19 protein-coding genes are annotated in these 21,470 nt (G+C 51.5%); 14 read left to right on the plus strand and 5 right to left on the minus strand.

Going from position 1 to position 21,470, the window contains the following annotated elements:
- Nucleotides 1-79 precede the first annotated feature (79 nt).
- Complete coding sequence (locus tag MKX64_RS20490; protein ID WP_095266315.1) at nucleotides 80-700, minus strand: TVP38/TMEM64 family protein; 621 nt, start codon at nucleotides 698-700, stop codon at nucleotides 80-82.
- Nucleotides 701-1,172: 472 nt separating this feature from the next.
- Here MKX64_RS20490 and MKX64_RS20495 point away from each other — a divergent pair, with 472 nt between their 5' ends.
- On the plus strand, nucleotides 1,173-2,039 hold the full coding sequence (locus MKX64_RS20495; RefSeq protein ID WP_095398844.1) for a YitT family protein: 867 nt from the start codon (nucleotides 1,173-1,175) through the stop codon (nucleotides 2,037-2,039).
- Nucleotides 2,040-2,100: 61 nt separating this feature from the next.
- Here the strand turns inward: MKX64_RS20495 and MKX64_RS20500 are convergent, their stop codons facing one another.
- Both MKX64_RS20500 and MKX64_RS20505 read right to left on the minus strand, forming a co-directional pair.
- Nucleotides 2,101-2,313 carry a hypothetical protein gene (locus MKX64_RS20500; protein ID WP_095266306.1) on the minus strand — a complete coding sequence of 71 codons (213 nt, stop codon included), beginning with the start codon at nucleotides 2,311-2,313 and terminating at the stop codon, nucleotides 2,101-2,103.
- Between the two features lie 67 nt (nucleotides 2,314-2,380).
- Entirely contained in the window at nucleotides 2,381-2,950 is a 570-nt protein-coding gene (locus tag MKX64_RS20505) for a thymidine kinase (protein WP_095266307.1), read from the minus strand.
- Nucleotides 2,951-3,388: 438 nt separating this feature from the next.
- Between MKX64_RS20505 and MKX64_RS20510 the strand changes: the two genes are divergently transcribed.
- From MKX64_RS20510 to MKX64_RS20530, 5 genes are all read left to right on the plus strand, one after another.
- Entirely contained in the window at nucleotides 3,389-5,116 is a 1,728-nt protein-coding gene (locus MKX64_RS20510; RefSeq protein ID WP_095266316.1) for an RNA polymerase sigma factor, read from the plus strand.
- A gap of 102 nt (nucleotides 5,117-5,218) precedes the next feature.
- The gene (locus MKX64_RS20515) at nucleotides 5,219-5,776 is read left to right on the plus strand and encodes an HAD family hydrolase (protein WP_095266308.1); all 558 of its coding nucleotides are present in this window, start codon (nucleotides 5,219-5,221) and stop codon (nucleotides 5,774-5,776) included.
- 185 nt (nucleotides 5,777-5,961) lie between these two features.
- Complete coding sequence (locus MKX64_RS20520; RefSeq protein ID WP_341037194.1) at nucleotides 5,962-6,642, plus strand: hypothetical protein; 681 nt, start codon at nucleotides 5,962-5,964, stop codon at nucleotides 6,640-6,642.
- A gap of 256 nt (nucleotides 6,643-6,898) precedes the next feature.
- The gene (locus MKX64_RS20525) at nucleotides 6,899-7,636 is read left to right on the plus strand and encodes a GTP pyrophosphokinase (RefSeq protein ID WP_095266310.1); all 738 of its coding nucleotides are present in this window, start codon (nucleotides 6,899-6,901) and stop codon (nucleotides 7,634-7,636) included.
- A 498-nt stretch (nucleotides 7,637-8,134) separates the two neighbouring features.
- On the plus strand, nucleotides 8,135-9,541 hold the full coding sequence (locus tag MKX64_RS20530; RefSeq protein WP_095398845.1) for a protoporphyrinogen oxidase: 1,407 nt from the start codon (nucleotides 8,135-8,137) through the stop codon (nucleotides 9,539-9,541).
- 143 nt (nucleotides 9,542-9,684) lie between these two features.
- Here MKX64_RS20530 and MKX64_RS20535 read toward each other — a convergent pair whose 3' ends face one another.
- A complete protein-coding gene (locus MKX64_RS20535) occupies nucleotides 9,685-10,914 on the minus strand; it encodes an aminopeptidase (RefSeq protein WP_095265420.1) in 1,230 nt (409 codons plus the stop codon).
- A gap of 145 nt (nucleotides 10,915-11,059) precedes the next feature.
- Nucleotides 11,060-11,794 carry a FadR/GntR family transcriptional regulator gene (locus MKX64_RS20540; RefSeq protein ID WP_341037196.1) on the minus strand — a complete coding sequence of 245 codons (735 nt, stop codon included), beginning with the start codon at nucleotides 11,792-11,794 and terminating at the stop codon, nucleotides 11,060-11,062.
- A 110-nt stretch (nucleotides 11,795-11,904) separates the two neighbouring features.
- Between MKX64_RS20540 and MKX64_RS20545 the strand changes: the two genes are divergently transcribed.
- The 8 genes from MKX64_RS20545 to MKX64_RS20580 all read left to right on the plus strand — a co-directional run bounded on the left by MKX64_RS20545 (nucleotide 11,905) and on the right by MKX64_RS20580 (nucleotide 21,391).
- Nucleotides 11,905-13,320, plus strand: a complete 1,416-nt coding sequence (locus MKX64_RS20545; protein WP_095397364.1) for an FAD-binding oxidoreductase — start codon at nucleotides 11,905-11,907, stop codon at nucleotides 13,318-13,320.
- Entirely contained in the window at nucleotides 13,313-14,677 is a 1,365-nt protein-coding gene (locus tag MKX64_RS20550) for a (Fe-S)-binding protein (protein WP_341037198.1), read from the plus strand. The genes MKX64_RS20545 and MKX64_RS20550 overlap by 8 nt, the downstream gene beginning before the upstream one ends.
- 124 nt (nucleotides 14,678-14,801) lie before the next feature.
- On the plus strand, nucleotides 14,802-15,665 hold the full coding sequence (locus MKX64_RS20555; RefSeq protein WP_095265425.1) for a MurR/RpiR family transcriptional regulator: 864 nt from the start codon (nucleotides 14,802-14,804) through the stop codon (nucleotides 15,663-15,665).
- Between the two features lie 221 nt (nucleotides 15,666-15,886).
- A complete protein-coding gene (gene murQ / locus MKX64_RS20560) occupies nucleotides 15,887-16,798 on the plus strand; it encodes an N-acetylmuramic acid 6-phosphate etherase (protein WP_155618449.1) in 912 nt (303 codons plus the stop codon).
- Between the two features lie 54 nt (nucleotides 16,799-16,852).
- Nucleotides 16,853-18,322 carry an ABC transporter substrate-binding protein gene (locus MKX64_RS20565; protein ID WP_155618448.1) on the plus strand — a complete coding sequence of 490 codons (1,470 nt, stop codon included), beginning with the start codon at nucleotides 16,853-16,855 and terminating at the stop codon, nucleotides 18,320-18,322.
- Between the two features lie 113 nt (nucleotides 18,323-18,435).
- Nucleotides 18,436-19,329, plus strand: a complete 894-nt coding sequence (locus MKX64_RS20570) for a carbohydrate ABC transporter permease (protein ID WP_095265415.1) — start codon at nucleotides 18,436-18,438, stop codon at nucleotides 19,327-19,329.
- Between the two features lie 17 nt (nucleotides 19,330-19,346).
- On the plus strand, nucleotides 19,347-20,207 hold the full coding sequence (locus MKX64_RS20575; RefSeq protein ID WP_095265414.1) for a carbohydrate ABC transporter permease: 861 nt from the start codon (nucleotides 19,347-19,349) through the stop codon (nucleotides 20,205-20,207).
- Nucleotides 20,204-21,391, plus strand: a complete 1,188-nt coding sequence (locus MKX64_RS20580; RefSeq protein WP_095397361.1) for an anhydro-N-acetylmuramic acid kinase — start codon at nucleotides 20,204-20,206, stop codon at nucleotides 21,389-21,391. Before MKX64_RS20575 ends, MKX64_RS20580 begins: the two co-directional genes overlap by 4 nt.
- Nucleotides 21,392-21,470 lie beyond the last annotated feature (79 nt).

Raw genomic sequence — 21,470 nt, forward strand, 5'->3', positions numbered from 1 at the left:
AGGTCTCAACCTAATCATCCATGCTAGCGATCATAAGGGCAGCGGCATACTTTGCCGGAAGCCAAGGGGATTATAAATGTCACGCACGAGATCCCTCATCATGATACCGGTTCTCAAACCTTTTGCCGATATACCAGAGCAGCCACAGCACGGCAGCCGCGATCAGGAGACGCCACGGCTGTTCAACAAAAGCGCGCCAGTCGTGTCCGATGAAAGCCACCATGAAGATCATCACCGATTTGCCCGCCAGCACGGCGATCGTAAATGTGCTTGCCGATACGGTGCTGATGCCTGCTGCAATGTTGATGAGGGCAGAGGGCGTGAACGGAAAGCAGTACAGGATGAAGATAGGGGTAAATCCTTTCTCTTCAATCCAGTGAAAGAACCGCTGTGATCCCGGCATGCGCTTCTGTATGAGCAGTCCGAGCGTGCCTCCGAGCTTGCGTACGATCCAGAACACAACGATCGAGCCAGCGGACACGCCAATCCAGGATAGCAGGAAGCCCCACCAGAGGCCGTAGGCGGCGGAATTGCCCATGACCAGCACGATGAGCGGCAAGAAAGGCAGAAACGCTTCGATGAACGGCAGCAGTATGCCGGGCAGCGGCCCGAGGCTGGAATATTGCTGAAGCCAGGTTTCTACCTGCTTCATGTCGATATCTTTAAGATGGGTCCATACATTATGCAACCATTCCATGATGATCAAGATCCTCTCCCTGTAGCCTAATAATACGACGATCTGCATATATCGGGGAGGATCGAGTCCAGCTAACAAACACCACAATAACAGCCGCTTCCAATACACGTGAGCAGCCTCTACAATGAATCAGGTTATGTAACTGTCCGTCTCTCCAGGCGCATCATACATCGTCTGTTATTCTGATCCATATTATAGCATATTTTCTTCCAATATCGAGTACAAGCCGGAGCCTTCCTCGCTGTAAAGGTCAGAATACCTGTATCATCCGATTGCGTACATATGAATAGCATGCCTGGAATGGTAGATCCTTATAATAGGTCCAAGCTTCTTCGCCCCCGCTCAATCCCTGCCGAGTTTACTGGACCATAGTCCAGTCTTTATATGAAAAGATTGACACGTCCAGCTTGCGTTTAATAAAATGTTTCTTTGACAAGCAATACTTATATGACACGATACAGAAGGAGTTCGGTGCATGGTCAAACAACATAAAAAAATGTCTTGGGGCGAAATTTTAAAACGGTTTATCTTTATTACGATCGGAGCCGTGCTGATGGCCGTGGCGCTGGAAATTTTCCTCGTGCCCAACGCGATCATTGACGGCGGCATCACAGGCATATCCATTGTTCTTTCGGAAGTGACGGCGTGGAAACTCGGTCTGTTCCTGTTTCTGCTCAACTTGCCGTTTCTGTTTATCGGGTACAAGCAGATTGGCAAAACGTTTGCCATCTCCACGCTGTATGGCATTGCGGTTCTGTCGGTAACAACTGCCTTTTTGCATCATGTCGAGCCGTTTACGCATGAAAAGATTCTTGCGGTGCTGTTCGGCGGTCTTGTGCTCGGGTTAGGTGTGGGGCTTGTGATCCGGTATGGAGGCGCGCTTGACGGTTCGGAAATCGTGGCGATTCTGCTGTCCAAGAAACTGCGGTTGCCGGTTGGCCAAATCATCATGTTCATCAACATCTTCATTTTTGTTACGGCCGGTTTTGTGTTTGGCGCGGATTCGGCGATGTACTCAATTTTTGCTTATTACATAGCTGCGAAAGTGATGGATATTGTGGTTGAAGGTTTGGAAGAGTCCAAATCGGTAACGATTATATCCAGCGAATACGAGGAAATCTCAAATGCCATCATGGAGCGTCTGGGCCGAAGCACCACCTTGATGTATGGCAAGGGAGGTTATTCGCAGGAAGAGACACAGATCATTTATTGTGTGGTGACGCGGCTTGAGGTGGCGAAGCTGAAGACGGTTGTGCAGGAAATTGATAAAAATGCCTTTATATCCATTCAGAATGTGGCGGACGTTCTGGGAGGGAGTATGGAGAAATCAAGCATTCATTAACACGCAAAGACAAGGGTGCCCTGCCATTCATGGTGAGGCGCCCTTGTTTTGGGTTCAGCGGTCATTTTCGAATTTCAAAAAATTCGCACTCCTCGCGGCTGTAGTAGCCAAGGGAGCTGACTCCCGATTGGGTAATGATCGTTTCATCCGTAAACCGGATGACCAGGCTTCCTGCTTCGATGAGATGGTTGTCCCGGAAAATCCGGATCGGGATCTTGCGATCCATCACCTCTTGAAAGTCCAGGTCTGTTACAAGCGGCCTGACAATGGGCATATGCTGCTCAGCTCCTTTCCGAAGGAATAGGGTGGCACTTCGTTTTTGTGTCGATGATGTCTGCTGCCTATAAAGGAGGATTGGTATGGCATTTGCGGCAGACCGGGTAGTAGGTGTCGTTGCCGCCAATAAGAATTTGTTCACCGGTATAGACAGGTTTACCGTCCAGCACCCGGAGATTCATGGTTGCCTTGCGCTCACAGAACCAGCAGATCGTCTTCATTTCCTCGATTTTATCCGCATAAATGAGCATCCAGCGGCTGCCTTCAAACAGCTCGTTGCGAAAATCATTCTTCAGTCCAAAACCCATGACCGGAATGTCCAGCTCGTCGACGATCCGAACCAGTTGAAGGATGCTGTCCTTCTCCAGGAACTGGCATTCATCCACGAGCACGCAGTACACTTTCGGTGTATGATTGTTAACGATCGAGAAAATGTCCGTGTCATTCGAAATGGGGATTGCTTCTCTGCGAAAACCGATGCGGGAGGAGATATAGCCGACCGCATCCCGGTCATCCAGGGCCGAAGTGAACAGCAGCACAGGTTTATTCTGCTCTTCATAGTTGTGGGCAACTTTCAAAATTTCAATCGATTTGCCGCTGTTCATGGTTCCGTACTTGTAAAATAATTGAGCCATGCTTTCGTTCCTTTCCAGTTACGCGGACGCGCTTTACTTGCTAGTTAAGATGTAGTCATACAATCTATATTGTCGCATTAATGAACGGCTGTGTCCAACCCATCACCCCCAAAAAAATGTGAAATATTTGACTCAATATAACCTCCGTGCATGCCTTCTAGTGAAGTGTGCCGTCGCGGGGAATAAGGGGATTCCCGATCGCGGTTGCCCCCAAATTTCTTGTGACTCACTCTTCATCGGTTGAGATCCGGGGACAAAGGTGAACGCATTGCTTCTCCAGTCCCTCTCACTTCCTCTTCGCCTCTGAGGCGCGATCATGTCAAGCATGAATTTCGAATATCGTCGCATAAGTTTTACGTTTTTTTGTCAGAAAGCAGACGTTTCTGAAGTCCTATAAACAGTCAATCAAATGAAAGAGGGTTTGGACATTTGGAAGAGATGGTATACGGCCCAGAGCGCTGGGAAGAGATGGAAGACGATGAGCTGGTTCAGCATGCACAGCGCGGAGAAAGGGCGGCGTTCGGCGAGCTTGTGCGCCGCCACCGCGCCGAGGTGTACGGCTATGCCAGATCGATCACCCGCGAGGCTTATTTGGCAGAGGACATCGTGCAGGATGCGTTGATTCGGGCGTTCATGCATCTGGGCAAGCTGGTCGATCCCGCGCGATTTCTGCCCTGGGTGCATCGCATTGTTCGCAATCAGGCCTACACCCGGCTTAAGGCAAAGCCGTTTCAACAGGAGAAGACGTTCACCGAAGTCGGAGCCCTTCATGCAGAGGGGACGCTTCCGGACCCGGGGGATATAGACGGTATTCTTCGGAGGCTTAACCGGTCGGCCCATGAAGCGGTTCAGCATGAAAATGTGCCGGAGGAGCGCTTGATCAAGCATGAAACGCTGCGCGTGCTAACCGATATTATCCAATGCTTGAAGCCTCGGGAGCGGGCCATCTTCGAGTCGCATTTCTTCGACCAGCTCTCCCCTGCGGAGATCGCAAGGCTGTTCAATCTGTCTTCATCCAACGTGTATCAAATCCTTTCAAGATCGCGGAAAAAGGTAGTCCAGGAAAACCTTCGCGTGACGGTTGACACCTATATTAAAACGAGAAGGGATTTGGGGATGATGGCTAAAAAGATTTTGCCTTATGAAGGGGCATTGCGGGAAACGAGAACATGGACATCGGCTGCCGATGCAACTTACAAATTGCTGCAGTTTACTGACCGTAAATTATCCCTACCGATGGTGATGGGGCTTACAGGACATGCATTCCGGATAAATATCATTCCGGGGGAAGTCCATATCGCCGGGCCGACGGCCTATAAGTTCACCGACGGGCTGCCGCGAGGCTTGCACAACCTCGGAATCCAAGCCAGGTACGTGGAGGGGATGTCTGAGCAGATCGGACCGAACACCAATTTAATGCCTGCAGATTTGAAGGATCAGTCTGCCATGAGCAAGCGCAGCATTCATCAGACGCTGCCCCAAGCGCTGGACCTGATTCACAGTTCGTTAAATCGCGGATATCCCGTGCTGGCCTGGGACCTATTTTTTCCTGAATTCGGTGTCATTTTCGGTTATGATGATGAAGACAGGGTGTTATATGCTGAAGCGTGCGGCAGGGTGGATACGCTGCCTTACGATCATCTGGGCCGCAGTGTGCTGGAGGAGATTTTTGTGCTGGCGATTGAAGGCTCCGCTGATCTGACACTGCGGCAGCAGCTTCAGCGGGCGCTAGAAACGGCTATCGAGCTCTATGAAGGGAGGGAAAGCGTGATTTCGACGGCTGTGCGAGGCCTGGATGCCTATCAGGCTTGGGCGGAATCGCTGATGGCACGTAAGGTGGAGCCGAATGGCCATGCATTCAATATCGCGGTTATCCGGGATGCTCGCTATTATGCGGCGGAATTTTTTGCCGAGCTTATGGCGGCATGGCCGGAGGAGGATGTGCAGCATCAAGAGCTGACTACACGCTTCGGAAACGCTCGAATGCTCTACAGCGATATGCTTGTCGAGTGGAATGCGCTGCACGCGATGTTTCCTTTCCCGGATGGCGGTCAGCCGAATGGAGAAGAAGTGTCGCTTGAGGCTATGCAGAGGATAAACCGGGTGTTGGAGATGGAGAGGCAGGCGCTCGGGGAACTCAAGGCGATAGCTGCGCTGCTCGAATAGGCAGTGCAGGAAATCTTCATGCAGGTTTAACGCGCAGCTAACGTTCCCCGAACATAGACAGGGTTTAATGAATGATGTATCGACAGAAAGGTGGACGGACTTATGCCAGTGGAGACAAGCGAGAGAGAATTGATTGTTTTTTTGGATTGCGGTGATACGCTTATTGATCAGGGGACGGAAGTTTTTGATGAAGAAGGCGTGGTCATCCGCGGAGAACTGATCCCCGGGGCGGATACGATGGTGAAGACGCTGGTACAGCGAGGTTATCGGCTGGCGCTTGTTGCCGACGGCAGAGCGCAGTCGTTTAAAAATTTGCTGCAGCAGCATGATCTATATGATCTGTTCGAAGCGCTGATCTATTCCGAGACGATTAAAGCCGAGAAACCGAGCCCGCGCATGTTCAAGGCGGCGGTAGGCGCGATGGATCTTGGCCCGGAAGACTATGGCCGCATCGTGATGGTGGGCAACAATTTAAGCCGGGATGTTCGGGGGGCGAAGCAGCTTGGCATCGCGAGTGTGTTCATTGACTGGTCCCCTCGTTATCCGAAGACGCCTGCCGATGAGGCCGAGGTGCCGGATTACATCATTCATGAACCGATGGGATTGCTCGATATCATAGACCAGATCGAGAGCAAGCTGCCGGGGCAAAAGGTTTCTTAGTTTCCGGATCGTTTCTGCTAAATCGATGGCAGCATCTTGCGAGTCAGCGTCCCGTAGAGCGAAAGCTCCGGGCGCTGGCTGTTTCATTATGCGGCGGCCTGCGCGGTGCGGGCAGCTGGCAGCTGGAAGATGGAAGCATAGGACGGATATCATCTATCAATGATAATAGGGATGGGGTAGGGAATATGAAGCTTGAGGATGTGCCGGCGATCGCGCAGAAATACGCGCCGCTGCTCATGTTTGATCTGAAGGAGCCGTTTTATCCGGACAAGGTGGCCATCACGGTGCTGTACGAGCCGGGACCTTCGCCGTCCTTCCGTCGCTCGTTCGATTTCCGGGAGCCGGATATTGGTTACATCGTGGAGTATGCCATATGGTGGGACTATGAGATCGGGCATCTGTATGAACTGGAGCATGTATGGGTCTATGTAGGCCAGGACGGAAGCGTGCTGGATTGTGAGGTGAGCAATCACGGAGCCGTGCTGAAGGGGCTGCGCAAAGACCGAAGCAATCTGATCGGCGAGACTCAGGTCAAGCTGTATTCACAGCCTGGAAAACATGCCTTCTCCCCGATTCCGGAGCTGTTCGAGCTGCTGCCGCAGGCGGACGCGGCTTGCACCACGCTGGCGGGCAACGATGGGCTGCTCGTCAACGACATGTTTGCGGAGGACTTCTCCACGAATGATGAAATCGATGGCTGGGTACGAGCGTATCTCCAGTCCTGTGCTTTCACGCCGACATATGAGTTCAAGGCCTATGAACTGGACCCTGCCAGCTTCACAACATGGGATGCGCTTCGGCAAGAGATTCCGATTCGCATCCACGCCAGGATTGCAGAGCTGCGCAGCCGCTACAGCCGTATGTAGAAGGATCAGATCGTTCCGATATTTAGTGCTGCCGCCTGTTGCCGAATGCAGAAGGCTTCGATATGAAGCATGTATCGCATGACTGAAGGCAGACATATAAGCCTGTGCCTATAATTCGTAGGGTGCGGGCTTTTTGTTGTGGCCAGGGGCCGGGCGTCCTGGGTAAAGTTGCGATGGGCCATTGGAATCAACTACAATTAGGAAGGGACTTATTTAGAATCGCATTTTAGCCCGATAATCGAAAGGAAGTTTTGCGATGACCAATCAGCAGCTCGAGCAAATCAAAATGATCCGAAATGAAATCACGCGATTTATGATGAAATATAAATTCGCATTGGATGAAATCGAGACGAAGGTTGAAATTTTGAAGGAAGAGTTTCAAGCGCTTCATGATTACAGTCCGATCGAACATACGAAGACCCGGCTCAAATCGCCGGAAAGCATTATGAAGAAGCTGATCCGCAAAGGGGGCAACATCTCCCTGACCTCGATTGAAGAGAACATTAAGGATATTGCAGGGATGCGCATCACGTGCTCCTTCATATCCGATATTTATAAAATCAGTGACATGCTGCAGAACCAGAGTGATTTGACGGTGCTGAACGTGAAGGATTATATTCAAAATCCGAAGCCAAACGGGTACCAGAGTCTGCATTTGCTGGTGGAGGTGCCGGTATTTTTCTCCGATCGGCTGGAGAAGGTTTGTGTGGAAGTTCAGATCCGCACCATTGCGATGGATTTCTGGGCAAGTCTGGAGCATAAAATTTTCTACAAATACAATAAAGATGTGCCCGAGCGTCTGCTGAAAGAGCTGAAGCTGGCGGCAGATTCCGCGAATGCGCTGGACCGGCAGATGGAGCGGTTGAACCATGAGGTTCAGGCGATCAAAGATGCGGAGACTGAAGATGTGCTGGAAGAGCTGCGGAGCATTACGATTAACAACCAGAAGTTCAGTCTCCCGCCAGCGCTGCTTGAAGTGCTCGGACGGGATTAAAGCGGGATTGTATCTTGCATGAGGGTGTTTCATCATAACCGGTGAGGGTATATATATGACAAGTGGGAAGCGAAACCATCATCTCCAATACGGATCAATGACGTTTTGGCGTTAGTGGAACCGAAAGGATGCTGATACCCATGGACCATCAAGAGAGAAATAAGGAAGGGACAGCCGGACTTATTTCGTGAGACAACCATCGATAGCGTAGTTGGCAAGCGAAGGATACAACGCTTCCCACTGTATAAGCTCTGCGAACCTGTTCGCAGAGCTTTTCTTTATTCACGGCGGGAAAGAGGCATTCGTCAGGCCACCTGGCAGCTGGGGAATATCAGCTGGGCGATGATGCGGACTAGGGCGATGCAGCGGCAGCGTTCACATAATTGAAGGAATGGCGGGCTTGGGGAAGACGCGCCCTATGGTATACTTATAAGATGGGAACAATACAAGTATCGTGTATGATGGAAGATCGAACCTACATATCGAGGTGTATATGGCGTGAAGACAATCGTTATTATTGGCGGAGGCATTACCGGCCTCTCTACATTATATTATCTGCATAAAGCGTTGAAGCCGTCCCATCCGGACACGCGGCTCATTCTTATCGAAGCAGGCGATACGCTCGGAGGCAAAATACGAACTCTGCGCGACAGCGAATTCATTATGGAGACGGGAGCCGATTCCATCGTTGCCCGGAAGTCCAATGTGGCTCCGCTGCTGGAGGAACTGGGACTGACGGATCAGGTTGCCTACAATGCGACGGGAACATCGTATATCTACACCCGGGACGGGTTGAAGAAGATTCCGGAGGAGAGCGTGTTTGGCATTCCGCTAAGTCTGCAAGCACTAGCCGAGAGCGAGCTGGTGTCAGCCGAGGGCAAGGTGGAGGCGCTCAAGGATTACTACACCCCGAACGACCGTTTTACCGAGCGGGATTCCCTGGGGCAGTTTCTGGAGGCGTTTCTCGGCAAGGAGCTTGTGGAGCGCCAGATTGCTCCGGTTGTGTCCGGCGTGTATTCGGGGGAGCTTCATGAGCTGACCATTGCCTCGACATTTCCATACCTGCTGGATTATAAAAATACGTATGGCAGCATCATGGGCGGGCTTGCGGAGAACAAACAGAAGTTTTTGGGCAATGGCTCCAAAAAATTCATCTCCTTTCATAACGGAATGTCGGTCCTGCTGGATACGATGGAGGCGCACTTGTCCGACACAGACATTCGCAAAGGCGTCGCTGCCGAGAAGCTGACCCGAGCTGGCGAGCGGTACGAGATTACGCTTAGCAGCGGTGAACGACTGGAAGCCGATTATGTGGTGCTCAGCACGCCGGCTGAGGCGGCAAAGCAGCTGCTCACAGACCCGGAATTAAGCGATTTTGATCAGCTCGCCACGAAGTCGCTCATCAGCGTCTATATGGGCTATGATATTGAAGATCGACAATTAGCCTATGATGGCACAGGATTTATAGCGGGCAAGGATTCGGACGTACGATGTGACGCCTGTACCTGGACAAGCCGGAAATGGGCGCACACGTCCGGTCAGCGGCACCTGCTGCTGAGACTGTTTTACAAAAGCTCGAACCCGCATTATGAGGACTTGATCGGGCGCTCGGACGAAGAATTGAAAGAGATTGCGATGGAGGACGTAAGGCGCAGCATCGGGATTACGGCCGAGCCGATTGCGGCCGAGGTCACGAAATGGCATAACAATATGCCGAATTATCACCTGAAGCATCGGCAGGTGGTGGAAGCGCTGGAGCATAAGGTGGCAGAACGGTATCCCAATGTCATTCTGGCTGGCTGCTCCTACTATGGGGTAGGCATTCCGGATTGCATTGCGAACGGGGAGAAGACCGCAGAGCACATTGTTGATCGGATTCAGAAGGCGGGCAGTTTTCATTCATGAAGAAGAGGGCTGCCGCCGCTTATCGGTGAATAAAAAAAAGACAGCCGCGGCTGTCTTTTTTTTTGCTGTTGATCACTAGGGTCGATAGCCTCCAGGTCCGGTAGAGCCTCGAGCTCACACACAGCTCTTCGTTATGTTAAACCTCAGACCCAGCGGCCCTGGCGAAATACAGGCTCGACCGTGCCGTCGGCCAGCTCGCCGTCGATGTCCAGCTCTGCGGAGCCGATCATGAAATCGACATGCGTCAGGCTGACGTTGGCGCCCTTGGCTAACAGCTCATCCTTGCTCAGCTTCGTTCCGCCCTCGATGTTGACCGGGTAGGAGCTGCCGAGCGCAAAGTGGCAGGAAGCATTCTCATCGATGCCAGTATTATAGAAGATACGGTTCAGACGGGAAATCGGTGAATCATGCGGCACCAGTGCGACCTCGCCTAAATAGGCGGCTCCTTCGTCCGTTTCGAGCAGGGAAGTCAGATGCTCTCTGCCGGATACCGCATCATAGTCGGTCACTTTACCGTCCTTGAAAGTGAAGCGCAAGCCTTCCACGAGACGTCCGTTCAAGTTGAGCGGCATCGTGCTGGTGACCGTGCCGTTCACCCCGGTGCGCAGCGGCATCGTGTAGATTTCCTCGGTCGGCATGTTGGCTACAAAATAAACGCCGGCCTCATTCTCGTCGCCTCCGCCAAGCCACAGATGGCCTTCGGGCAGCTCCACGCGCAGGTCGGTGCCCGGCGCACGGTAATGCAGGCTTTTATAGCGCTTGGTGTTCATAAATTGCTGTCTTGTCTTCAGCTCTGCGATATGCTCACGCCAGGCGGCGACCGGATCGTCACTGCCGACGCGGTTCATCAGGAAGACAGCATCCCACATGGCCTGAATGCGCGATTCTTCCGGCAGATCCGCAAACACTTTGTCCGCCCAGGCACGGGTTGGGGCCTTGATGAGGGACCAGCTGACCTGGTTGTTGCGGACATAAGACTGGTATTTCTCGCGCGCCACCGCCGCGGCTTTCACAGCGGTTGATACTTTCCAGGAATCGATGCCGCGGAACAGCTCCGGATCCGGCACCTTGATATGCAGAACGGCACCGCCGCCTTCGGCCAGCTGCTCCATCATGTCTGCCTGCCATTTCGGGTAGTATCCGAAGGAATCATCCGGCGCTTTCTCGTACCGGAGGCGAGTGATGCGCTCATCGTCCCATTCCACCTGAACGTATTTGGCCCCTGCGTCATAGGCTTTGGCTACAACCAGCCGCGTGAATTCCACGGTTTCCAAGGGAGCTTGCACGATTAGCACCTGGCCGGGCTGAATGTTAACCCCAACCTTGATGACGAGCTCCGCGTATTTTTCCAGCATCTGTTCGAAATTGTTCATATGTACAGCCTCCATCTTCAAACTATCCTTCTATTCTAACATAAAGCGAGGAGAGGGGCAGTGGAGGCATCGCTTCATGATCTGACCACGCGCGGTTCAGGAGATTAAGGGGATCGCGAGTCGGCTTCATGCGCACAGCGATGCCTCATTCAGCCCGGCCCGTGCCATCGTAGCGCCCGCCTCGTTTCAGAACCATATCGACCTTGTGCAGATGAGCCGATATGAGCTGGCCTGCACGCTCAGCGTCCTGGGTTGCAATCGCTTCGTAGATGGATTGATGCTCCTTCAGCAGTTGACTGGCAGAGGACTTATCCTCGAAAAACCACAGCTGTCTCGATTTGCCGATCGTTTCCGTCAGCTTGCTCGTCAGCGATTGCATCAGCTCGTTCAGCAGCTGGTTGTGTGACGCGCTTGCGATAGCGAGATGGAAGTCGATATCCGCTTTCTCGCTCCGTGCGGTGTCATCCTGCTCCAGCGCCAGCTCCATAACGGTAACAATTTGCTTCAAGGCAGCAAGATCCTGCTCGGTTCGGCGCTTCGCCGCGCTGGCCGCCGCACCGCTTTCCAGATAAATGCGCACCTCCAGTAGTTCCTTCAAATCATCCGCATCGGCAAAAGGATCCTTGGCATCGCTATGAACGGTCGGAAGCAACTTGCTCACAAAGGTGCCTCCCCCATGCTTGACGTCGATCCATCCTGTCGCCTTCAGCGCACTAAGCGCTTCGCGGATCGTGGAACGTCCAACGCCATATGCAGCTGCAAGATCAACAACCGATGGCAGGCGCTGCCCCGGCTGCAGTGTTCCATCTTCGATTTGGGAGAGGATCATTCGCTTTACAATTTCATGTCCTTTTTCGGTCTCAACTTTAATGGATTGCATACGGCCTCCAAAAATTTGTAGCATATGCCTATACTGTACATGGCTGTTCCGCTATAATCAACCATAAAGTCATCAGATGACCTGCTCACTTAATCTTAAGGAGGCTATTTATGATCACGGAATCGATGAGCAAACAGCTTAAAGCCATCGTGGGCGATAAGTACTTCAGAACGGATCCGGAGGCGCTGATCACGCATTCTTATGATGGAACACCTATGCTGCAGGCGCTGCCGGACGGGGTGATCTATCCCGAAACGACAGCGCAGGTGAGCGAAATTATGAAGATCGCCAGCGCGAACCGGATTCCGATTGTAACGAGAGGCTCGGGATCCAATCTGTGCGGGGGCACAACCCCGCTCCAGGGCGGAATCGTCATGGTTATGCATCGCATGAACCAAATTATTGAGGTGGATATGGAGAACTTGACCGCGACGGTGCAGCCGGGAGTAATTACCGGCCATTTCAGCAAGCATATCGAGGAGCTCGGCTTGTTCTATCCGCCGGATCCGAGCAGCATGAAGATTTCAACGATTGGCGGCAACATCGCGGAATGCTCGGGCGGCTTGCGCGGGTTGAAATATGGAACCACGAAGGATTACGTGTTAGGCCTAACAGCCGTGCTCCCGAGCGGCGCGGTGATTCATACCGGCGGCAAGCTGGCAAAGGATGTGGCTGGCTATGATCTGACGAAGCTGCTGGTAGGCTCCGAAGGAACGCTGGCTGTCATTACCGAAGCGATTCTGAAGCTCATTCCGCCGCCCAAAACGAAAAAAACGATGGTTGCGATGTATAAGGACATTTATGGTGCCGCCCGTACGGTATCTAAAATTATTCAGCAGCACATCATTCCTGCCACGCTGGAAATACTGGACAATCCGACAATCCGCGTAGTTGATGACTTCGCCAAAATCGGCCTGCCGCTCGATATGGCTGCCATTTTGATTATCGAGCAGGATGGCGAGCCGGAAATGGTCGAACGGGATATCGAGGCCATCTACACCATTTGCCGCGAAGAGCAGGCTGATCGCTTGGAGATCGCACAAACGCGCGAGGAAGCAGAGAAGCTATTGACGGCACGCCGCAGCGCATTTACAGCACTGGCGCGCTTGCGTCCGACTACGATCCTGGAGGATGCGACGGTACCGCGCTCGAAAATTGCCGAGATGATTCTCAGAACGAATGCTATCGCGATAAAATACAACGTCAATATCGCCACCTTCGGTCATGCTGGTGACGGGAACCTGCATCCGACCGCAACGACCGATGCCAGGGACTCGGAAGAAGTGCACCGCGTGGAAGAGGCCTTTGCCGAAATCTTCGAAGCGGCGATTGCTCTGGGCGGAACGATTACAGGTGAGCATGGTGTCGGGAGTGTGAAAGCGCCATACCTGGAATGGAAGGTTGGCGAAGCGGGAATCGAGGTTATGAAGGGGATTAAGGCGGCGTTTGATCCGCATCATATTTTGAATCCGGGCAAAATGTTTGCCAAGGAAACGAGAAAGAGGCTGGTGATTCATCATGGCTAGTCCGACAGGCAAATTCGGCAAGCCGGCTATTGAGCACAGCAATCCGCTCGCGCGGACCTTACTGGAGAAGCTGGATTACGATCAGCTGACGAACTGTATGCGCTGCGGCTTTTGCCTGCCGGCATGCCCTACCTTTCATGAAACCGGGATGGAGCCGGCCTCGCCGCGCGGGCGAATTGCCATGATGAAGGCGGCTGTAGACGGACTGATGGTGCCGGATCAGCAGTTCAAGGATCAGATGAACCTCTGTCTGGGCTGCCGCGCCTGTGAGCCGGCCTGTCCGGCTGATGTGAAGTATGGTCAGCTGATTGAACAGACGAAGGAAGCGATAGCGGAGCATGCGCATTATACCGCACCGGTCAAGATACTGCGCAATACGTTGTTCAAAAAGGTATTCCCTAAGCGCGGCAGCTTGAAGCTGCTGGGCGGCACGCTTGCCCTCTACCAAAAGTCCGGCTTGAAGAAAATGGCGCGAGCCAGCGGCATGATGAGGCTGTTTCCCAAGCATCTGGCTGAGATGGAGAGCATTATGCCGCCAGCAAGCAGCAAGGGCGTTGTTGAGCGGCTTGGCACCTTCTACCCGGCCCAAGGCGAGAAGGTGGGCACGGCTGCCATGTTCCGCGGCTGTATTATGGATGTGATGTTTGCAGGCACGAACGTGAACACGGTGGAGCTGCTTTCGGCGGCTGGCTTCGATGTGTATATTCCGGATGCGCAGGTATGCTGCGGGGCGCTGCATGCGCACAGCGGCGAGATCAACGATGCACGAGCGCTGGCCAAGACCAATATTGAGGTGTTCAAGAAGCTCGATATCGATTACATTGTATCCAATGCGGGCGGCTGTGGCGCGCTGCTGGTGGAGTACGATCATTTGCTGATGCAGGATGATCATTATCGTGAGGATGCAAAGTGGTTTGCAGAACGCGTCATCGATGTGAGCACGCTTCTCGTAACAAGGGGGAACCCGTTGCGATTTGCTGAGCAGACGGCCGGGCAGGAAGAAGTGAAGATCACCTATCAGGATTCCTGTCATTTACGCAATGTGATGAAAGGCGCTCATGCGCCGCGTGTGCTGATGAAGAAGGTTGCCAATACCGAGTACATCGAGATGGTGGATGCGGATCGCTGCTGCGGCTCCGCAGGGATATACAATGTCGTGCAGCCTGAGATGGCCGGAGCCATCCTTGCGCATAAGATGGAGCATGCCAACAACACGCAGGCCAGCTATATGCTGACAAGCAATCCAGGCTGCCTGTTGCAGATGAAGCTTGGCATTGAGAAGCATCAGCCACAGCAGACGATGAGGGCGATGCACCTTGTTGACTTTTTGCGTGAGCGAATGATATCCTCGAAATAGTCAAAATTAGTCGAACTGTGAATCGCACACGGGCGTTGCCAGATGAACGATATCATTCAGCGAGTGATGCTGTAGTCTTGCTTATGATGGAGATGGATAGAATACAATCGTGAGTAGGTAGATGATGAGTATTAATAACAATGTGTTAATTAAAATTCGTGACATGAAGGATAGTCTGACCCCGGTTGAACGCATGGTGGCAGATTATATTTTGGAGAACACCGAGGAGATTCCTCATCTTTCCATCAAGGCGCTCGCACAAGCGAGCAAAACGAGCGATGCCTCCGTGCTTCGCTTCTGCAAAACGATGGGCTATAGCGGCTATCGTCATTTTATTGTGAGCATATCCGCGTCACTCGGCTCTCGCGATGAGGATCAGAAGGCGCAGTATACCGACATCCAGCCTGGCGATAATCTTTCGACGATCATCTCGAATATTTCCTTGAACAATTGCAAGTCCATCGAGGATACGCTCAGCGTCATTGATCGTGAGCAGATCGCGAAAGCGGTGGAAGCGCTTCGCTCCAGCAAGCGCATCGCTTTTTTTGGCATTGGCGCTTCAGGGTTAGTGTGCATGGATGGCGAGCAGAAGTTTTCGAGGATTAACAAAATATGTCATTCCTATACAGACGGCCATAGCCAGCTGACGGCAGCCACCCTGCTGGAGGAGCAGGACGTTGCTATCTTCGTATCCAACTCAGGTGAAACCGTCGAAATTCTGGACGCGCTGGATATTGCGCAACGAAACAAAACGAAGTGCATTGCCATCACCAAGTACACCCGAAGTGAGCTCGCGGAAAAAGCCGATATTGTGCTAAGCATCTCTACTCCCGAGCTGACGATTCGCAGCGGCGCAATGGGTTCGCGCATTGCCATGCTGACGATCATCGACATCCTGTTTGCGGGTGTAGCCAGTGCGGAATATGAACATGTTAAGGTCCATTTGAAGAAAACGCACAATATTTTATTGAAAAAGCACCGACATTAATCTGTATTATGGGAAAGAAGACGTTAATCGCATTTGCGGATTGATGTCTTTTTTTGTGTGTAATGAAATAAAACATCGGAATTTTATTTTTATTTGAATTTTTATTTCAAAAAGTATTGACGGTGTGTAAGCGGTAAATTAAGATAGAAATATAGGAATTGTTAAAAAAACTAACATATAAAGTAAAGAGAATGTTAGGAATAACAACGAGGAGGGAGACCATGAATGACTACCTTGCGGGATTGACAACGGAGGCCATTAACCCGGATACCTTGTCGATCGATGAGTGTACCACCGAACAGATGGTGCAGCTTATGAATCAACAGGATGCGCTGGTGCCGGCAGCTGTCGCACAAGAAATTCCGCAAATTGCAAAGGCGGTAGATATTCTACACCAAAGGTTATCTCATGGTGGGAAGATGTTTTATATAGGAGCAGGTACATCTGGACGATTAGGCGTATTGGATGCTTCTGAATGTCCGCCAACGTTTGGCACGGACCCTTCCTTGGTACAGGGGTATATCGCGGGCGGGGACACGGCATTGCGAAATGCGGTTGAAGGTTGCGAGGATAATTTGGAAGAAGGCATGTCGCTAATTGACAGCATTGGTGTAACAAACAAAGATGTGGTCATCGGCATATCGGCTAGCGGCAGTGCGCGCTTTGTCATCGGCGCATTAACGAGAGCGAAGGAGTTAGGGGTAACGACGATTGCGGTATGCAATAACAAGGGCTCCAAGATCGAACCGATTGCTGATGTGGCCATTACACCGGTTGTGGGTCCAGAGGTCATTAGCGGCTCCACTCGTTTGAAGGCAGGAACTGCCCAGAAGCTTGTGCTCAATATGCTCACCACCTGCACGATGGTGAAGCTGGGGAAAACCTACAACAACTTAATGGTAGACCTGAAGGCAAGCAACCTCAAGCTTGTGGACCGCTCTGTTCGCATCATTATGAGAGCAACCGGCGTAGATGCTGCTACCGCTTCTGCTGCGCTTGAGAAGGCATCGATGAACTGCAAACTCGCCATTATGATGGTGAAGACAGGACTGGAAGCCAGCGAGGCAGAACAAGCGCTAACTCAGCATGATGGCCGCTTAAAGCATGCCATTCATGCTCAGATGTCGAGTTAGGTGAAGTGAGGAAGACCAGGTTGGATGCAATTATTAATGGGGAGGCATGTATCTATGAAAAAAGGATTGCGCAGGTTCACGCTGTTGTTAACCGTCATGATGCTTGTGTCATTATTGGCAGCTTGCGGAGGCAGCAACAATAACAGTCCGGGTTCCACAAATTCTGATTCATCCGCGAACACAGGCGGATCTAGCGGCAACGGCGGTGGCGAGCTGGAAAAAGATACAATCACAGCATTGCTGCCGCCAGTGTCCGCGAATTACCAAGCAAGATTTTCAGATATGGAAAAAGAATTCAACGAGCTGTATCCGCATTTGACATTGAAAATTGAACCTGCGAGCTGGGAGGATATGACGCAAAAGCTGGATACTCAGGTTAATGCCGGATCTCCGCCGGATATCGCATGGGTAGGCTCTACAGCCATTTCCAAGTATGCAGCGCTTGATGTTCTTGTAGACCTGAGCGATGTCCTTACCGACGAGGTAATTGCAGACTATGATCCAATTCCATTGCAATACTTCCAGTTGGGGGATGGGCAGTACGGCTTGCCGGCTTACATGGCCATCCATTCGATCGGCGGGAACCGGCAGTTCCTTGAGGAAGCGGGAATCGACTGGAGATCTGTACAGCAGAACGGATGGACTTACGAAGAATTCCGTGAAGCGATCAAAGCCGGCGTCGTCAAGGATGCAAGTGGCGAAACCACCCGTTACGGCTTCGTATTCGCAACCGCTGGCGTCACCTCGAAGGACTATCTGAGCATTATGGCGAAATCGGCCGGATTGCCAGAGTACTTTGATGAAAACTTGAAATTCACATACACCAGCAAAAACTTCCTCGGTCTGCTTGAAGCGATTCGTGAAATGATCGATGACGGTTCGATGCCGAAAGAGCTGAGCTCGATTGATGCCGGCAAGCGCTGGAACATGTTCCTGACAGGTCAAACGATGATTACAGGTAAAGGTCTAGCAAGCTTCGAGAACTCGGCTCGTCTGAACAATGAGAAAATTCAAGCAAACGATGGCTCTGCCGTAGCCGATTCCATCGAAGCTGAATATATCGCCTTGCCTGTCCCAACCTTCAACGGTGCGGATTATGTGCCGACAACGGTGGTGGATGGTTACATCGCCCTTCGTGGCAAAAAAGAGCCGACAGAGCAGCATATCCACAATATTGCGTTAGCGATGCACTACTTGTCTTCCGGTTCGATCGCGGCGAACTACAGCAATGAACTGTTCTTATCTCCTATTACAGAGTCCGCTCGCAATGCGGAAGTGCTTGAAGAATACCCTCGTAACGAGGATAACCTGAAAGCAGACCAGGCGATGATGGACAAAGCCGTGGCGGCTCGCACGGATATTCCTACAGAACTCGCTGCGGAAGCCATCAAAATTGAAACCGAGGTCATCGTACCGAAGCTTCAGGCATTGCTCGCAGATGAAATTACACCTCAAGAGATGTATGACGCCGTTAAAGCAGCTGCGGTGAAATCCTTCGGTGAAGACGGCGTTGTCGTTGACTAACCGATAGGGGAAGCAGATGAAAGCTGTACGTATCTTGAACGTACAGCTTTCATTCTGGCTTTCGTCTAGCGTATGTACTGTTCCAGGAAGAGAGGTGCGGCCCAGTGAATCAAATGTTGACCAGAAAAAGAAGATTAAAACTTGAAAGTGATACAGGTTGGGGATATGTATTCATCGCGGTAGCTCTGATTGCGTTCAGTTTATTCACCGCCTATCCGGTAATCAATGCATTTGTGATCAGCTTGCAGGAATACAGGCCTTTGGGGTCCACTTATGTAGGGTTGGAGAACTTCAAGGAATCTTTTACAGACACATTGTTTTGGAAGGCCGTTAAAAATACGGTGGTGTACACCCTGTTAACGGTGCCTGCCAACATATTCATTTCGTTCTTAATTGCAATCTTAATCATTCCTTTCAAAAAAAGGACACAGACGATCTTCAAGGCGGTTTATTACTTGCCGGCTGTAGCTTCAGGCGTCGCGCTTGCGGTCGTATGGCTATGGATTTTCGACCCGCTCAAATCAGGCATTGCCAATCAAATCGTGGCATTTTTCGGCATGAGCAATCAGAACTGGCTTGGCTCCAGTGCAACGGCCATGTTCTCCCTCGTGTTAATGTCATGGTTATCCAGCCATGGTACAGCGATCATTATTTATTTGGCTGCATTGCTCGGGATCGATAACAGCTACTATGAAGCTGCTGAAATTGACGGTGCGACATTTCTGCAGAAGCTATGGTATATCGTCGTTCCTTTCCTTAAGCCCACAACGCTCTTCCTACTCGTTACAGGCCTAATCGGCTCCTTCCAGGTATTCCAGAACGCTTACCTTATGACAGGCGGCGGACCAGACCATGCAACGACAATGGTAGGATTGTTAATCTTTAACAATGCGTTCACATATTTTGAATTTGGAAAGGCAGCAGCACAATCGCTGGTACTGGCCGCAATCATTGCCGTGATATCCTTCGCTCAGTTCAAATTTATGGGTAAAGATATCGAATACTAGGAAAAGGGGCGAAACAAATGGCTTTGTATAACAACAATTTTAAAAGCAGATGGGCTTTGTTCGCTCGCAATGGCCTGATTATTGTGTTCCTGATTCTGTTTGCGCTGGCGACCATTTTTCCGATCTACTTTATGCTCATTTCCTCATTCGGAGATCCGGTGGAAGCTGGGGCCATGAGCTATTCGATCATACCGAACAAGATTTCGTTCGAGTCTTATAAATTCTTCTTCCAATTCAGTCCGCATACCTGGGATTGGCTGCTGAACTCATTCATCGTAGCCGCATGCATTACCGTCTCGAACGTGTTTTTTGCCACACTGGCAGGGTACACCTTTGCGAAAATGAAATTCAAGGGCAAAAACATTTTGTTTGCGATCCTGCTGGGGTCGATGATGATTCCGGGCCAAGTAACGCAGGTGCCGCTGTATATTTTGATCGTGAATATTTTTGAGCTGCAAAATACGTATGAAGCCTTGATTATGCCCAGCATCGTGACCGTATACAACATCTTCCTGGTGAAGCAGTTCATGTCTTCGATTCCCGGTGAAATTCTGGAGGCTGCTAAAATCGAGGGCTGCTCTCAGCCTAAAATTTTCTGGCACATAATTATGCCCCTATCCAAAACGGTGATGGCCGTGCTGGCGATTCTGACGTTCATGGCGGCTTGGAATGATTTCTTCTGGCCCTTCCTCGTCACGAACACGATGGATATGCAGACGATTCAGGTCGGTTTGAAAAGCTTCCGCTTTGCCAATACGACATACTTTGCCCCTATGATGGCAGGTGCGACCATCTCGGCGGTGCCGATGTTTATTCTGTTCTTCAGCTTGCAGCGCTACTTCCTTGAGGGGGTAACCGTAGGAGCGGTGAAGGGATGATAACCAGAGCAAATGCATACGCTGTCGGCTTAATGTCGGGAACATCCGTGGACGGAATAGATGCCGCTGTAATCAAGATCCATGCTGCAAGGGAGCAAGAGCTTGACGTTCAGCTGCTGGCCTTTGAAAACACGCCCTATCCGGAACAGACCAGAAACCGAATATTCGAGCTTTTTGATCCGGCAAAGGCAACGATGGATAAGGTCGGAATGATGAATATGTGGCTAGGTGAGCTGTATGCCAATGCCACATATTCCGTTATTGCCAAGAGTGGCTTGAAGCCCGAGCAAATTAGTGTCATCGGCTCCCATGGACAAACGATCTACCATGCGCCATGGGATCATGCGATTGACGGTCATACGGTCCGTTATACGGTACAAATTGGCGAAGGTGCTGTTATTGCCAATCGAACAGGCATACCTTGCGTATCGGATTTCCGTGCCGCAGATATGGCCGTTGGCGGGCAAGGCGCGCCGCTCGTGCCGTTTACCGACTACTTGCTGTATCGCAGTGACAAGCATACCAGGCTGCTGCAAAATATTGGCGGCATCGGCAATGTCACCGTGCTGCCGGCAGGCGCTTCCGCGGAGGAGGTGTATGCCTTCGATACCGGCCCTGGCAATATGATTATCGATGCGCTGATTGCACAGCTGTATGCACCCCTTACGATGGATATCGGCGGTCAAATTGCCGCTCGTGGGCAAGTGATGGATGAATTGCTCTCCTGGATGCAGCAGGATGATTATTATGCGATGCCGCTTCCTAAGTCAACCGGGCGAGAACGGTTCGGCATGCAGTACACGGAGCAAATTCTAACCATGATGCGAGAGAAACAGTGGCGTGCAGAGGATGTTGTCGCGACGGTTACCTACGAAGCGGCATGGTCGATCTATGACAGCTATAGCCGATATGTTGCTCCGCGGCATCCGGCCCAGCAGCTGATTGTCGCCGGTGGCGGCAGCTATAATGCGACGCTTCTAGGTTACTTGAAGCAGCTGTTCTTGCCGCTCGGCATAGACGTACTGACACAGGAGGAGATTGGCGGCAACAGCGATGCCAAGGAAGCGATTGCCTTTGGCTTGCTGGGCTATTACACGCTGCAGCAGCTGCCTAACAACATTCCGAACGTAACCGGAGCAAGCCGCCCGGTTGTGATGGGCAAGCTGAGCTGGCCTGCACGTTGATGGGATCGTAGGTTGGATCAGATCGTATAAGAGGCAGAAGTCATGTACAGACCGCGAGTGGCTTTTGAAAACACTCCGT

This window comes from Paenibacillus sp. FSL M8-0334, assembly GCF_038000405.1.
GTDB lineage: Bacteria > Bacillota > Bacilli > Paenibacillales > Paenibacillaceae > Paenibacillus_AQ > Paenibacillus_AQ campinasensis.